Annotated in this window: 17 protein-coding genes; 5 read left to right on the forward strand and 12 right to left on the reverse strand. The window is 56.1% G+C overall.

Features of this window, described 5'->3' with window-relative positions:
* Positions 1-127: 127 nt before the first annotated feature.
* The 3 genes from GA0061101_RS37970 to GA0061101_RS37980 form a co-directional block, all read right to left on the reverse strand.
* Positions 128-1,261 (reverse strand): tyrosine-type recombinase/integrase, encoded by a 1,134-nt coding sequence (locus GA0061101_RS37970; protein WP_092577739.1) that lies wholly within the window; start codon positions 1,259-1,261, stop codon positions 128-130.
* On the reverse strand, positions 1,261-1,530 hold the full coding sequence (locus GA0061101_RS37975; protein WP_092577742.1) for a helix-turn-helix transcriptional regulator: 270 nt from the start codon (positions 1,528-1,530) through the stop codon (positions 1,261-1,263). The genes GA0061101_RS37970 and GA0061101_RS37975 overlap by 1 nt, the downstream gene beginning before the upstream one ends.
* Positions 1,531-1,612: 82 nt before the next feature.
* The gene (locus GA0061101_RS37980) at positions 1,613-2,245 is read right to left on the reverse strand and encodes a hypothetical protein (protein WP_092577743.1); all 633 of its coding nucleotides are present in this window, start codon (positions 2,243-2,245) and stop codon (positions 1,613-1,615) included.
* Positions 2,246-2,584: 339 nt separating this feature from the next.
* Here GA0061101_RS37980 and GA0061101_RS37990 point away from each other — a divergent pair, with 339 nt between their 5' ends.
* The 5 genes from GA0061101_RS37990 (at position 2,585) to GA0061101_RS38015 (ending at position 6,915) form a co-directional block, all read left to right on the forward strand.
* Entirely contained in the window at positions 2,585-3,070 is a 486-nt protein-coding gene (locus GA0061101_RS37990) for a helix-turn-helix domain-containing protein (RefSeq protein ID WP_167669647.1), read from the forward strand.
* Between the two features lie 135 nt (positions 3,071-3,205).
* The gene (locus tag GA0061101_RS37995) at positions 3,206-3,529 is read left to right on the forward strand and encodes a type II toxin-antitoxin system RelE/ParE family toxin (protein WP_092577776.1); all 324 of its coding nucleotides are present in this window, start codon (positions 3,206-3,208) and stop codon (positions 3,527-3,529) included.
* A complete protein-coding gene (locus GA0061101_RS38000) occupies positions 3,526-3,804 on the forward strand; it encodes a helix-turn-helix domain-containing protein (RefSeq protein ID WP_092577748.1) in 279 nt (92 codons plus the stop codon). The genes GA0061101_RS37995 and GA0061101_RS38000 overlap by 4 nt, the downstream gene beginning before the upstream one ends.
* 905 nt (positions 3,805-4,709) lie before the next feature.
* Positions 4,710-6,053: an AAA family ATPase gene (locus GA0061101_RS38010; RefSeq protein WP_167669648.1), complete on the forward strand. Its 1,344-nt coding sequence runs from the start codon at positions 4,710-4,712 to the stop codon at positions 6,051-6,053.
* Position 6,054: 1 nt separating this feature from the next.
* A complete protein-coding gene (locus GA0061101_RS38015) occupies positions 6,055-6,915 on the forward strand; it encodes a DUF4435 domain-containing protein (RefSeq protein ID WP_092577756.1) in 861 nt (286 codons plus the stop codon).
* A 182-nt stretch (positions 6,916-7,097) separates the two neighbouring features.
* Here GA0061101_RS38015 and GA0061101_RS38020 read toward each other — a convergent pair whose 3' ends face one another.
* From GA0061101_RS38020 to GA0061101_RS39800, 9 genes are all read right to left on the reverse strand, one after another.
* On the reverse strand, positions 7,098-8,138 hold the full coding sequence (locus GA0061101_RS38020) for a major capsid protein (RefSeq protein WP_092577758.1): 1,041 nt from the start codon (positions 8,136-8,138) through the stop codon (positions 7,098-7,100).
* Between the two features lie 4 nt (positions 8,139-8,142).
* Entirely contained in the window at positions 8,143-8,517 is a 375-nt protein-coding gene (locus tag GA0061101_RS38025; protein WP_092577760.1) for a head decoration protein, read from the reverse strand.
* Positions 8,518-8,526: 9 nt separating this feature from the next.
* Positions 8,527-9,519 carry a head maturation protease, ClpP-related gene (locus GA0061101_RS38030; protein ID WP_092577763.1) on the reverse strand — a complete coding sequence of 331 codons (993 nt, stop codon included), beginning with the start codon at positions 9,517-9,519 and terminating at the stop codon, positions 8,527-8,529.
* The gene (locus GA0061101_RS38035; RefSeq protein WP_092577765.1) at positions 9,516-10,040 is read right to left on the reverse strand and encodes a hypothetical protein; all 525 of its coding nucleotides are present in this window, start codon (positions 10,038-10,040) and stop codon (positions 9,516-9,518) included. Before GA0061101_RS38035 ends, GA0061101_RS38030 begins: the two co-directional genes overlap by 4 nt.
* The gene (locus GA0061101_RS38040; RefSeq protein WP_092577766.1) at positions 10,037-10,384 is read right to left on the reverse strand and encodes a hypothetical protein; all 348 of its coding nucleotides are present in this window, start codon (positions 10,382-10,384) and stop codon (positions 10,037-10,039) included. The genes GA0061101_RS38035 and GA0061101_RS38040 overlap by 4 nt, the downstream gene beginning before the upstream one ends.
* 50 nt (positions 10,385-10,434) lie before the next feature.
* Positions 10,435-10,914 carry a hypothetical protein gene (locus tag GA0061101_RS38045; RefSeq protein ID WP_141694190.1) on the reverse strand — a complete coding sequence of 160 codons (480 nt, stop codon included), beginning with the start codon at positions 10,912-10,914 and terminating at the stop codon, positions 10,435-10,437.
* Positions 10,915-11,063: 149 nt separating this feature from the next.
* Positions 11,064-11,540 (reverse strand): hypothetical protein, encoded by a 477-nt coding sequence (locus GA0061101_RS38050; protein WP_092577770.1) that lies wholly within the window; start codon positions 11,538-11,540, stop codon positions 11,064-11,066.
* A gap of 18 nt (positions 11,541-11,558) precedes the next feature.
* Positions 11,559-12,287, reverse strand: a complete 729-nt coding sequence (locus tag GA0061101_RS38055) for a hypothetical protein (RefSeq protein ID WP_092577772.1) — start codon at positions 12,285-12,287, stop codon at positions 11,559-11,561.
* Positions 12,284-12,549: hypothetical protein (locus GA0061101_RS39800; protein ID WP_167669650.1), on the reverse strand; the 266-nt coding region annotated here is incomplete at its 5' end. The genes GA0061101_RS39800 and GA0061101_RS38055, both read right to left, overlap by 4 nt.

The following is a 12,549-nucleotide window of genomic DNA, read 5'->3' on the forward strand; positions in this document are numbered from 1 at the left end:
TACAAAAGACTGAAAAGCCTCAACTTTCTTAGATGTCTCACTTACCGTTAAACTATTGTTTTTCCGGTTATCTTGTGGGCTCTCATCGCCCACCACTTCCAAAAAATCACATTGATTTTCCATCGTTTTATTCCTCGTTTGTCTCATTCGCCGTTTTCGGCTCGAAAAGTGGGACACTTGATCGCTTTTCGTATGCCGCTTTGCGCTCGAATGCGTTCGTGCGCATGCGCCGCTTTTCAGCCTTCTCGATGTAGATTTGAGCCGTCTTGAAGTTCGTCCATCCGAAGAGCGCCATCAGCTCCGGAGCGGACGCGCCGCTTTCGGCGTATGCGACGGATGCAGCCTTGCGCAGGCCATGGGACGAGCAATGCGGCAAACCCGCCTCCCCGCACCAGCGGGAGAAGGCGTTGCCGAAGCTCTCTATAGTATAAGGAGTGGTACGAGCGCTGAGGACGTACGAATCAGAGCCAGTTTCCGTCTTTTCCAAAGCTTCGATCAGCTCCGGCGTAAGGCGTGCCTCCATTTCCACAGGGAAGCGGTTGCGGCCCTTATAGGCAGTGAAACGCGTCCAGCGTTCTCCCTCACGCCTGAACTCGTCCTTTGGCCCAATCCGCGCAGCGTCGGAGCGGCGCGCGCCGATATTGATCATGACCTCCATCGCGAGACGTGGCGTGGTGCCAATGGCCCAATGGGCGCGGAACTGGTCGATCTCGTCAGGCGTCCATGTATGGAATCCGCCCTTGCGTTTGTTGATCGGCTCGATCCCAACGGCGGGGTTATGGCTGGCAAGCGCCGGCTTCTGGTTCATCGCCCAATTGAAGACGGCGCGCAGAACCTTCACCAGCTTGTCGGCCGCTCCGGGCGTATCCTTACGAGCCTGCTGGCTCTTTTCCATGTCTTCGCGACGATACTTCTTATATGGCAGCTCGCCCGCCTTCTCCGCGAATCGGTTGAGAACGCTACGCTTGTCCCTCTGCGTATCAGCCTCGAATTTTTTGAAGGCAACCGACCGGTAGTACTGGTCGAAGAGCCAGTTGAAGGTCTCCTCGCGCGGCAGTTCTGGCTTTTTTGGCGCCTGTTCCGATTGAAGCGCGGCCATGGCGGCCCAATAGGCCGCCATGAATTCGCGGGTAATGTTGCCCTTGGCATCCTTGAACGTTTCTCGGATGCGGATCTTGTGTCGCCCTTTGATTCGGACGTAGTAGCGATCATTCCCGCGCTTGTCGGGATCGTGCACCAAGTGACGAAGCTCAGTCTTCATCACGCCACCATATTATCAAACGGGTTTTCACCCCCGTCGTCTGCATGCGATTCGCGGTACTCGTTCAGAGCCTGCCACGCGGCTCGAATCAACTCGGTATCCCAAAGGACAACGCCACCGATCTTCCTGCCCTCTGGCATAAGACCCTCATGCACCCAGCTGTCGAACAGGGATGGTGAAATCGCCAGAGAAGCCGCAACCTCGTCTCGGCGAAGCGCGAAACGAGGCAACGACAACGAGCGCAGGGTTGCTCCGGCTGCACTTTTCATGAGCGTCCCTCAAAATCTTGGCGGCGGATACCGGAACTGGCTGTCGCGAGCTTCAGAAATGCGGGACTGGCGAGCGCGTCTTTCATCGAGCGACCTCCCCGCCCGAAAAAGAGCGCAATATGTGCAGCGCATAATCCGAAGCCACGCCGCACAAATGCTCGTTGCTCAGAAACAGATTAGCCTTGCGCTGGATATCCCCCAACGAAACGCACGGGTACGAAGCTAGGACCAAAAGCGCCTTCTCTTCTGTGTCCGCTTCGGGCGTATCGGTAGAAACAACGCCGCCCTTTTCAGTATCAATCCAAGCGGCGTGCGCAGCCTTCCACGCGGAAATGCAACCCTCTAGATCGGACGCTTTGTCAGCGTTGGCGGCGGCGCGCATTTCGTAAGAGAGTTGCAGGAGCTCCTCAGAAAGCTCGGTTGCGATACGGTCGGCGCGGATTGCACGCTCCACCATGTCGGTCGTCATGAAGTCTATGTGTCTGCGTTCGCGGGCATCGATCTGATAATAGTCGTCGGCCCAAACCGCCTTGATATGATCGCTCGCCTTGCGTCCCGGAAAAAGGACGTCAACGATATGGCTTGTCGCAATTTCGGTGGCGCAAAGCGTGTCCTGCGTATCGCCGGTCAGGCAGTCGAGGCGGGTGGCAAGCTTGGAAAGTCGGTCGAGAGCAGTTGCATGACCGATGTTTTCTGTAGTACGCTTCAATTGCATAAGTGACCTTTCATAGGTTTAGAAAAGTCGGCGCGGTTTCTCAGGCCAGTACGCCGACTTTTTCATTTGTGAGACGGTGATGGGGTAGCGCGTGCGTCCAAAGCAAAGCGCGAAGTTCTGCAGCTCTTGGTCCGTTTCGTTTGCCGCGTAAGGCATCAGTTGCCCATACCCGACACACTCCATTTTCGATACACCACTTGCTCAGGGATGTTCCCTGATAGATAAAGCCCGAACGCACTTGCGCGAGAAGGCTTGTGCCTGGTGTCAATTGGGCTTTTTCTGTTGTCACTGACTTCATGTTGAAGTCTATGACTACATAACCTATGAATGTCAAGCGTGATGGAAGAACCTATTCGGGTTTACATAGAGCGTCTAAAAGCTGCGCTGGGCGTCACTACGGATGAAGAGGCCGCCTCTAAGCTTGGCATCTCGAAACAAGCAATCGCGAATTGGCGTAGGCGGGGTAACGTACCGCTGGAAGTCGAAATTCGTCTGGTAAATTCGTTTGGACCTGATTTTGCTCGAAGTGAAATAGCCAAGGACGTTTCAGTACTTAGAGAAAATGAAGTGGTCTACGCCGCGACCCTTCACGTATATTTTAAGATCGCTGAACGACCTAGGGGAAAGCCAACCTTCGAAGAACTAAGATCTTTGGGATATGTCTTTAAGGAGATTGAAGAAAGTATCCGAAGGAAAGTTCGAGAAATTAGTTTTGAGAATGAAAATAGTTCAACTCTTCTTGAGATTATGATCGCATTGATTGACGCGGGGAAGATTCCGGCGGTAAGCGATTTACTAACCCATTTTGGAGCCGAACGCCTGTAGGCCCCACCATACGAAGGCAGCCAGATACACTCCGCAGCCTGACCATTTCCCCAAACCCACCATCCAATCGGCCAAAATCTAGGTTTGCCAACTTGGCGACTTGAATAATTATAGCGTATGCGCTATATAGCATACATGAGATGGACAGTCGAAACGCACGATGCCGCTGATGCTGAAATCGAGGCATTGCCGCCGGGCCTTCAGGCGCGATTGATCCGTCTTATGGAGGCCGTCGAGAATGTCGGCCTTGAGCAACTGCGCGAACCGCATGTGAAGCATCTGGAAGGCAAGCTTTGGGAACTACGCGCCAAAGCCGCCGAAGGCATAGCCCGTGGCATCTACGTGACCGTTACGGGCCGTCGCGTCATCGTACTGCATGTTTTCGTGAAGAAGTCACAGAAGACGCCACCGGGCGCGCTGGCGATAGCCAGAGAGCGAATGAACGAGGTGAAGCCATGACCAAGATTGCCGAACTGAAAAAAAAGCTGATGAACAATCCCGAATTCCGGCAGGAATACGAAAAGGCGGATGCAGAGTTTCAGCTTGTCGAAGCATTGATCGGTGCTCGTACAAAGGCGAAACTGTCGCAGGCAGAGCTTGCCCGCCGCATCGGCACCACGCAATCGGCCATTGCACGGCTGGAAGGCGGCGGCGTATCGCCTTCACTTGCTACTCTACGCCGCTATGCCGAGGCAACCGGAGCGAAGCTGGAAATCAATCTGGTTCAGCCGTGAAGGGCGGCAAGCCGGCACGGTCCTGAAGAATTGTGCCGCTAAAACCGTTTCAATTGGGAACGGGTTATGATTTTTCAAATCCTTCTTGTGGGAAGCGCTTCCGCCGAATTACGGTGATAATGCAGTTCTAGCGAGAGAGGGACGCAGCATGAAAGTGTTAATTAATAGTTTGGCGGCCCTATGCGCCTTCAGCGCATCATGGTTCTGGTACAAATCAGCTTCCGCGTTCGTGCCGGACCCTCCTGCGGGCGCGTTCGCAGAGCAGGTCATGCCCGCCTTGGCCGATTATCGGGAAGCTGTGCGACACGCGGCGCGGGCGAATCGTTGGGCGGCTTTGCTCAGTGGGGCGTCGGCCATATTCGCGGGGATTGGTCTTGTCTGGCCGTCATAATGTAGGGGGCAGAACGACAAAAGCCCGCCGAATGATGAGCCTGTGGGATTACCGTGCTGGTCGGGCGAGCGGAAAAAGCGCAATGTCGCCGCAATCCTATCACGAGACAGGTCGGCTGAGAGGCAGGCCTCCCGGGCAGGACTGGGTGTGGATGGCGAAAAGGTGGTCGCAATTGGTTCTGATGGCGGTGAGGCTCGGGAATATTCCATGGTCGAATTGTAGATATAATAAGCTCGCGGAGTGCGGCAGCGGATGCCACCAAGTTTGGCGGTAGCGTTCACGGCAACTTAGCGCCAACACCAGACGAATGATTTTCGAGCGATCTGCTGCAGGATGATGGCTGATCGGTATAAGACGAGACCGCTACAACGAGCCGAGGGGATCACCTCGTATTGGTTTGCATGCGATCTTCCCGGTTTGCCTTCGGTGTGACACCTTTACGCCAGCGTAAAGATTTAGCATGTAATGCTTAGGCAGCGCAGCGGGAGCTGAACCGCGATTGGAGTGTGCAGCATTGGCTACCGAGCAAAAAGACGATTTCCTTACTGATCTGGTGCTGAGGCAGATAACCATTAAAAACTACAGAGGATCTGAAACACCTCTGGTGATTGATCTCGAAAGAGACGCCAATTTTCTGGTCGGCCGTAACGGCACCGGCAAAACAAGCTTAATAAATCTCATATACTGGATCTTGGCCGGCCGCCATGCCCCGCTCTTCGCAGTCAACTTTAGCAGCGCCGAGATAGTGTTTTCTCATCCTGACAGGCGATATAGCCCCACGTTGTTTGTCGAGAGACATGTCGATAGTGACGATGATCCAGTGTCGGTGACCTATCGCTTTAAAGACGCAAAGTCGAAACCAGATGCGTTCAACTATTCGTTTCCCTCGAAGTATTACAGGCGGCCGAACGATCCGATCAACGTAAACCTGCGAAAGCTAAGGGCGGAACTTCAGAAGCGTTTTCAAGTGACATGGCTTGCTCTAAATCGAAGCGTTCCTAGCAGCAACGCATTGGCACCAGATGGTTCGAAAATTGGGACATCGGAAGTCGATACTAAGATTCAAGATACGATACAGAGATTATCGACATACGTCACAAAGCTAGGCGCTGACTTTTCCGATGAAGTAGAAAGCTTCCAAAAGCAACTTCTCCTCTCTTTTCTTGTCGAGGAGAAAGATAAAGGTGATGTACAGCTTCTTGGGCACTTAGATTTAGAGGAAGAAAAGGTACAATTGACCTCTATGCTTCGGGAACTTAAGTTGTTACCGGAGGAATACATCCCCAAGGTTGACCGTCACATTTCCGCCGCGAAAACACTGACTACCGGCTCACTAAAGGCCCAACCGTTTACAAACATTATCAAGATGTATGACATTTGGAAGCTTCACGGATGGGTGGACAAGTGGCGAATGCTCCAGAGCCGAAGGAACATGATTTTTCATTATAAAGATCTTTTCCTCAAGAAGTTAAATGAGATGCTTTACCGAAAGGTCGCTTTCTTCGACAGCGGAAACATTCTGCGAGTAAAGGCGCTGCGAAAAGGTATCTCTGTGCCTGCTCCAGATGAATTAATTTATAACGAAGGTGATGCTGACAACATTGACGTAACAGCACTCTCATCAGGGGAGAAGCAGCTCATTATCCTACTGGCGGAAACTCTGCTTCGTGAGCGTCGTCCTTATATTTACATCGCCGACGAGCCTGAGCTATCCCTTCACATAGAATGGCAAGAGAAACTCGTTCCGCTTATCCTTGAAATCAGCCCTCAGGCTCAAATCTTCTTTGCAACCCACTCTCCAGACATTGTGAATCGGTACGGCGAGAACGTGTTCTCTATGGAAGAGCTCGTATATTAGAATGTTCAACAGGTCTAATTGGGGTCTCACCAATCGAGCGCGATTCACGGGCGCACGCTATACTGTGTATGTAGAGGGAGGCGGGGGGAACCCAGGTCAAGGCTCAGATGACGTGCTTTTCTGGAGAGCGGTATTCGCTCGATTGAGACCTGACTTAGTAATTACGCTCAAACCTATTGGTGGAAAGCCACAGCTTGAGAGCATGGCGCAAAAGGTTGCGGCGGGAGCAGTTGGAAATACGATCGTTGCCATGGACGCAGACTTCGACGAGTTACTCTCTGACAAGATCGCCTCGCCAAGAGTACTCTATTCATACGGTTATAGCTGGGAGAATGACGCTTTGACGTTCGCCAGCATCGAGACAGCACTTGAAAGGCTCATCAAAACAGATGCCATACCAAATCACGTTTCAATTGCCGTAGCGAATGCATACCAAGGTTGCCTGAAAAAGCTGCTAAAATTTATCAACGTGGATTTTTACTTGCGGCAGCTCAAGAGTTCGCTCTTCCCTAGAGTGAGCAACGGAAACTTCATCAAGCATCTAGATCAAACTGGCGAACCGACAATCGACCTCGGTCCACTGCGCAAGTGTTGCCTCAGCACAATTGCAGCCATTCCGCGCGCCGATAGAACATCCAAGCCCGTGACCTCAATCATTGATCCGCAAGCATATTTACAGGGCCACACCCTGATGTTTCTTGTCCGGAAAGTGGTGGCCTATGGCGTAAAGCTATCCGGGCGGAACATCAACCTAACCGAGGAACTACTGGTCCAGACGGTGATTCCTGCTTTCTCCGACTATGGCTTGACTAATGACCACCTCCTCCGCGCGCACTATACGAGAATGCTTGAATCCCTTTAGCTGCCTTGTCGAGTAGCACTTCTACCGCGATGAATATATAGGGCCAAGAACAGCCTCCTCTAATCACAGACTTGCCATCTCGCAACGGACCTCTTGCGGTCCTATTTCTTTTCAAAATAGAGATGGCTCTTTTGATTGGACAGACCGTAAGCCGCCAATCTGACGGCTTACGGAGGCCGGCCTCACTTCATCTTCAAACGGATGAGAAGCTGCGGCCGGATGCAGATCGGCAGCACGTTGGACTCGGTATGAATTTCGCGGCCCTTATCGTGGGGAAGATCATCCGTGGAAACGAATACCTTCGTGTCCGGGTCGGGGCGACGGTTCGCGCCGCTGATCGTATCCGGGGGAGCAATATAGCGCTTGAAGAACGGTGTCCCGAGCGGAACCACAATCGCCTCATCATCGGCCACGGCCTTGCGGGAAACAAGCGTGCCATTTGACTGGCGAACCTTGTATTCCTCGTCAATGCGCTCAAGCGTGAGGCCGGCATAGGTGAAGGTGTCTTGGATATCATCGCGGCCCGGATTGGGCGTATCGCCCTTATAGCTGCGAAGCTCTTCCAGCACGTTCGGATGGCCCACGTATTTGTCGAAGAATTGAGCGCCGGCCAGAACGGCAAGGCCGGTCGCCGGCGTGCCGCGCAGCTCACGACGGATATAGGCCTTCACCTGTCGATTGAGCGGCGAGATTTCCGTGGTGGCGGTGTCGAGATCGTATTCGACGCTATGCTCGATCAGGTCGAACTTTTCATAGACGTTGAGCAACTGCTTGCCCTCGCCGTCCAGCACGATCCCATTCAGCGCGCCCCAATCGAGGTAACTGTGCGTCAGGTCGTGCTTGCCGCGCATGTTGATGAGGCGGTCGTTGTAGACATCCTCAAGGCTCGCCATGATCACGTCACCGTCACCCCAGGTGGTGAGGTTCTGGATATCGGCCGGCATGATCGCATCATCGAGCGGGAAATGCGGAATATCGAAAGACACGCCACTCTTGTCGCCGCGCATGTTGAGGTTCGTTTCGCCGCCGCGCTCGCGAGCAGGGATCACGGTTAGTTCCTGCTCGGAAACGCCGAGACGAACATAGGTCGTGTGGATCGGCGTATCGGTGAAGATGCCGAGCTGTGCCGGGCGTCCGGTCACATAGGGAGGAATGTTGATGCTCTCGGTCAGCCGGTCATCGGCAAATTCGGGAGCGTTCAGATAGTCGAGCGGAGTAGGCAACGGATTACACTCCCATGCGTGCGATGATGCCGAGGGCGGCAAGTTGATCGAGGGCGGTTTGTTTCTGCGCGGCGGTGATCGCGCCGGGCCAGACGAGGTTTTGCAGAACGACCTGCGCGCGGCGCTTGAGGTTGACCACCTCCTGATCGACAGCGGTCGCGTCCGCATGCTGAAGGATGATGGCGGCGGCTATCTGCGTGCCGTCCGTCGCATCGGGAGCGAGCGGCTTGAACTTGCCGCCGTTCGTGAGTTTTCCGAGGACGGTTCCGGTCACGACCTTGCCGGAACCGGAGCTAAGGATATCCGTGTCGCGGGAGAAGCGATTTCTACCCTCGTCTTTGACGATATCGCTTTCCGTTTTGTAGCTAAAAGTCTGCATGGCGGTTCCTTACTCGATGCCGTAACGGCGCTTCATGTTGGCGGAGAGATTGGCGCGCTTGCCAGCGCCGGCACGTTCACTTGCCGAAGGGGACATGCCACCACGGTTCAAGCCGGCAGCATTCATCGTCATTGTGCGCGGCGGGTGATATTCCTGCTGGCTAGTGTCGGCAGGATTCGGCGCGGCGTTCATGAGCGCGATAGCTTCCTCAACGGACATGCTGGTTTCGAAGGCCAGGTACTCGGCAAGAGCCTCGCGGCCTTCGGCCTGATCGGATTTCATGATGGCCTTCATGCGGCTCTTGACCGCGTTGGCTGCATCATCCTGCGGCATAGTTTTCTCCTTGGATTTCGGCGTTTTCTGCGCCTTGGGCGGGTTGCTGGAACCCCAGTTTTGAGAGGCCGCAAGCGCCACCAGCTTTTCAGGCGCGTTGCGGAATTGGCGGTAATCGAAGGCGGCGACAATCGCGCCGGACTTGGCGCTGCTGGCATCCGCGAAGCCGGCGCTCGCCGCCTCTTCCGGCGTGAACCACGTTTCGGCCTTCATGATTTCGCGGCAGGCGGCGACGCTCTTGCCCGACTTTGCCGCATAGACACGGGCGTAGGCGGTCGCGAGCGCTTCAAGGGCTTCGATTGTCTTGGAATGGTCGTCGCTATTGCCGACCGTGACGGCTGCGGGGTCGTGGATCATCATCACCGAACCCGCAGCCATGGTGACTTTCTTGCCGGCCATGGCGATCAATGAGGCGGCGGATGCGGCGATGCCCTCCACGACCACATCGAGGCGACCGGGATGGGATTTCAGGAGCGCGTAGATTGCCGCGCCTTCGGTGGCGATACCGCCCGGAGAATTGATGTGGACGGTGATCGCGGCTTTGTCATCGAAGCCGGCCAGCGCGTAAAACACGTCCGTCGAGGTGAAGCCCTCCTCGCCCGACTGAAAGTCGCTCGATTGCACGGAACCGGTCAGGCGAATGGTATTCTTGTCAACAATAGCGCTCATTTCAGAAAGTCCCCGGAGCAAAGGACGGCGCGCGGATCGGCGTCGATGCGGCGAAGCACATCGATCCCGCATTGTTCGGCATGGCGAATGATCGCCTCTTCGGCGCACTCAAGTTCCAGCAACTCGCGTTCAGCCTTTGCCAGCTCGCGGGCGCGCTCAGCGGCGGAGATGCCCTTTGCGGAGCTGTAGCTTTCGGAGATCGCGCCGCCGATCAGGTCGCGGAGCGGAGCGGCAATCGCAGCGGCAATGATTTCCAAGGGAACGGCGCTGGCGGGCTGGCGATAGCCGGGCGCAATGAAGCGGGCGGCAAGGTTTTCGACGGCGCTGCCAGCGGTTGCCGCCTCAATCCAATCATTCAAACGCTGCAAGGCTTCGTCGGGCGAAACCGGTGCCTGCTGGATTTTGGTGATGGAATAGCGCTTCAAGACGATACGCTTGCGGATGTCCTCAAGCGTCGTCATGAGGGTTTGGCCGCCCGCAACGGACTTTTCCACGATGCGGCGGAGATCGATGTCGCTCATTGCGCGCCTCCGGTCTGGACGTGATGCGCGGCCCACGCTTCGCAGGTCTTGCGCAGGCGATGCGCGGCGGTCGCACGCTCCTGAAGCAGTTCGATCGAGGCTTCCTGTTCCTCGATACGCTGGTCGATTTCGCCCTGTTTGGCGCGAAGCTGTTCGATGCGGCGGCGGATGCTGCCGCGCTCGCTGGCTAAACCGTCGCGGCGCTGCTCGGCGAGAAGCTGGCGACGAACCTCTTTCGAGGCGGTCAATTCCACGTCGAGCGTGGCGCGGGCCTGTTCCAGCGCGGCGTTTTCGCGAGCGCTGATCGTGCCGAGCACAGTCAGGCGGCTAAGGTCGATGGTCATTCGGTATATCCCCGTTGATGATTTGGAAAATCCCGCCCGCGACCTGAAATTCAAACAGCCTCTTGAATTTCACGTTCGAGGATCTGGCGAAGGCGGGCTTCCTGCGGCATCCGCATTCCGGCGTTGAGGACGCGCCAGAAGGTCGTAAACGGCTCCGAGGACGGCGCGGAAGTGGCGCTTTTCTCGCGTTTCCAGCGCGCCGCTTCGTAGCGCTCGAAGGCCTGACGCATGCGGCGGCTTGCAACACTCGGAGCCAAGGCACCCCACTCCGGGTGAATGTTGCGGAGATGCCGCAACATGTCGTCGCGCTGGGCGTTCTTCACGGCATTGGCGGCACTAATGCCGCCGTGGCGGCGCGTTCCGAAGGCCTGATCGAGCGAGATTTCGCCAGCGGTTTCGAGGAAGGGAGAAAGCCCCTGAAGCAGGAACAGCGAAAGGTGATACGGGAGCGGACGGCCCGCCGCCACGTGCTGCGCGATCTGCCCCAACCAACGCAGCGTCGTTTTCGGGTCGGTGCTTGCCTTAGTCACGGTCGCCACCCGTGCAAATGCGTGCAAAACACGTGTGCACACGTGTATCCGTGTACCGGTTGCGAAGGGTGCAACTGCTGAAATCGCGCAGTCCCCCAGGCCCGTCGAGCAGGCTCTTTGGTCGCACGGTCCCTGAATGGGGGCGGGTGTCAGCCATACGCCGCCTCCATTTCGCGATGACGAACCGTCAACTCTTGAAGCCAGATGAATTGCCTTGGTGTGATGGCGAACCGGTCGCCCCCGCATTCGGCGCGCGCCAGCATGTTGCAAACGAAGCCGTGCTCCCGATCATTCAGGAAGGCGTCCGCAAGCAGCATCCGCGTCGTCTTCAACACCTCATCAGCCGACATGGCCGCGCCGACAAGCTCTTTGGGTGCTTCCTCGCGGTCGCGGTAGACGATCCTCTCTTCCACCACGATACGATCACGGTAGACAATCCGCTCAATGACGCGCGGCTTTCGCGGCCTACCCAATGCCGCGACCAGATCGTGTATCGAAGCGCCTTTACCGCTCAAGGCTCGCAGGATCGCCGCCACAGTGGCGAGGACTTCCCCCGGCTGGTCACTGGTCAGCATCGGCAGGAGCTTGCGCAGCCTTTTGATTGTTTTCGTATCCAGTTCGGCCATTGCCCGCGCCTCGGTGACCTAACCGCGCGCTGCGGTCGGGGTGCGCCAGTAGCGCGACCATTTCTCAGCGGACCGTGCCTGCCATGTGGGCGGTTGATTTGAGGGCTCTCGGACGGAAGCCGCATACTCCCTCTCAAAAGCCGATTTTTCAGTTTCCACACACTTGGAAGGAGAGGTTTTTATTTGAGTCAGTGAAGTGCTCAAACGTTTGAACCCTATGACCTGCTCGATCCACCCGCGCCACGACGACGAAACAATCTTGATGATGTTAGTAAGGCTCTTGCCGGATCGCTGCGGGCGCTCTCGAACGGAGATATGCTCAACGCCCTTCGAGCGCGCTTTACGAAGAGCGTTCTGCACTGACGTACGACCAACGCCGGCTAAGCGTGCGATCTCATCAATGCAGAGATCACAGAAGCCTTTTTCGCTGCAACGCTTGGCAATCACGCAGAGGGCCGCACGTTCGGCCTCGGAATAGCAGGCGCGGATTTCAGGCGGCATGTTGCCAGCACTCGACCATGTACGGCGGCGCTGGATTTCCTTGGAGCGCTGCTCGCTGGTGACCGGACGGCGGCGGGCTCGCGCTACAACGCGCTCAGCCGCCCGTGCCGACGATTGCTTTTCGTATGCCTTGCTCGCGGGCCTCGTGCCCTGTCCTGTTTCAAAGTAGCGGTCGCGGTCGTCGTATGGGCGCGACAGAAGGCGCGTGCGCAGCAGCGCGTTGCTGACTGGGAAAGAGCCGGTCATCGCGCTTTCCCGTACTGCAGCACATGAGCGGCCTTCGTCACCTCGACAGCTTCAGGGTTCGATAGGCCGAACTTTTCCTTCAGGAAGGGGATAACCGGGCCAACAACGGCCGAACGATTGAGGACAAGCCAGCGCGCAGCATCGTCGATTGATGAGACACTGCCATTTACAAAAGACTGAAAAGCCTCAACTTTCTTAGATGTCTCACTTACCGTTAAACTATTGTTTTTCCGGTTATCTTGTGGGCTCTCATCGCCCACCA

Source organism: Martinezella lusitana, assembly GCF_900094565.1.
Lineage (GTDB): Bacteria > Pseudomonadota > Alphaproteobacteria > Rhizobiales > Rhizobiaceae > Rhizobium > Rhizobium lusitanum.

Excerpts from the sequence above, each read along its gene's own strand:
- GA0061101_RS37970 (WP_092577739.1), bottom strand. The coding sequence starts at position 1,261 with ATGAAGACTGAGCTTCGTCACTTGGTGCACGATCCCGACAAGCGCGGG.
- GA0061101_RS37975 (WP_092577742.1), bottom strand. The coding sequence starts at position 1,530 with ATGAAAAGTGCAGCCGGAGCAACCCTGCGCTCGTTGTCGTTGCCTCGT.
- GA0061101_RS37980 (WP_092577743.1), bottom strand. The coding sequence starts at position 2,245 with ATGCAATTGAAGCGTACTACAGAAAACATCGGTCATGCAACTGCTCTC.
- GA0061101_RS37990 (WP_167669647.1), top strand. The coding sequence starts at position 2,585 with ATGGAAGAACCTATTCGGGTTTACATAGAGCGTCTAAAAGCTGCGCTG.
- GA0061101_RS37995 (WP_092577776.1), top strand. The coding sequence starts at position 3,206 with ATGAGATGGACAGTCGAAACGCACGATGCCGCTGATGCTGAAATCGAG.
- GA0061101_RS38000 (WP_092577748.1), top strand. The coding sequence starts at position 3,526 with ATGACCAAGATTGCCGAACTGAAAAAAAAGCTGATGAACAATCCCGAA.
- GA0061101_RS38015 (WP_092577756.1), top strand. The coding sequence starts at position 6,055 with ATGTTCAACAGGTCTAATTGGGGTCTCACCAATCGAGCGCGATTCACG.
- GA0061101_RS38025 (WP_092577760.1), bottom strand. The coding sequence starts at position 8,517 with ATGCAGACTTTTAGCTACAAAACGGAAAGCGATATCGTCAAAGACGAG.
- GA0061101_RS38030 (WP_092577763.1), bottom strand. The coding sequence starts at position 9,519 with ATGAGCGCTATTGTTGACAAGAATACCATTCGCCTGACCGGTTCCGTG.
- GA0061101_RS38035 (WP_092577765.1), bottom strand. The coding sequence starts at position 10,040 with ATGAGCGACATCGATCTCCGCCGCATCGTGGAAAAGTCCGTTGCGGGC.
- GA0061101_RS38040 (WP_092577766.1), bottom strand. The coding sequence starts at position 10,384 with ATGACCATCGACCTTAGCCGCCTGACTGTGCTCGGCACGATCAGCGCT.
- GA0061101_RS38050 (WP_092577770.1), bottom strand. The coding sequence starts at position 11,540 with ATGGCCGAACTGGATACGAAAACAATCAAAAGGCTGCGCAAGCTCCTG.
- GA0061101_RS38055 (WP_092577772.1), bottom strand. The coding sequence starts at position 12,287 with ATGACCGGCTCTTTCCCAGTCAGCAACGCGCTGCTGCGCACGCGCCTT.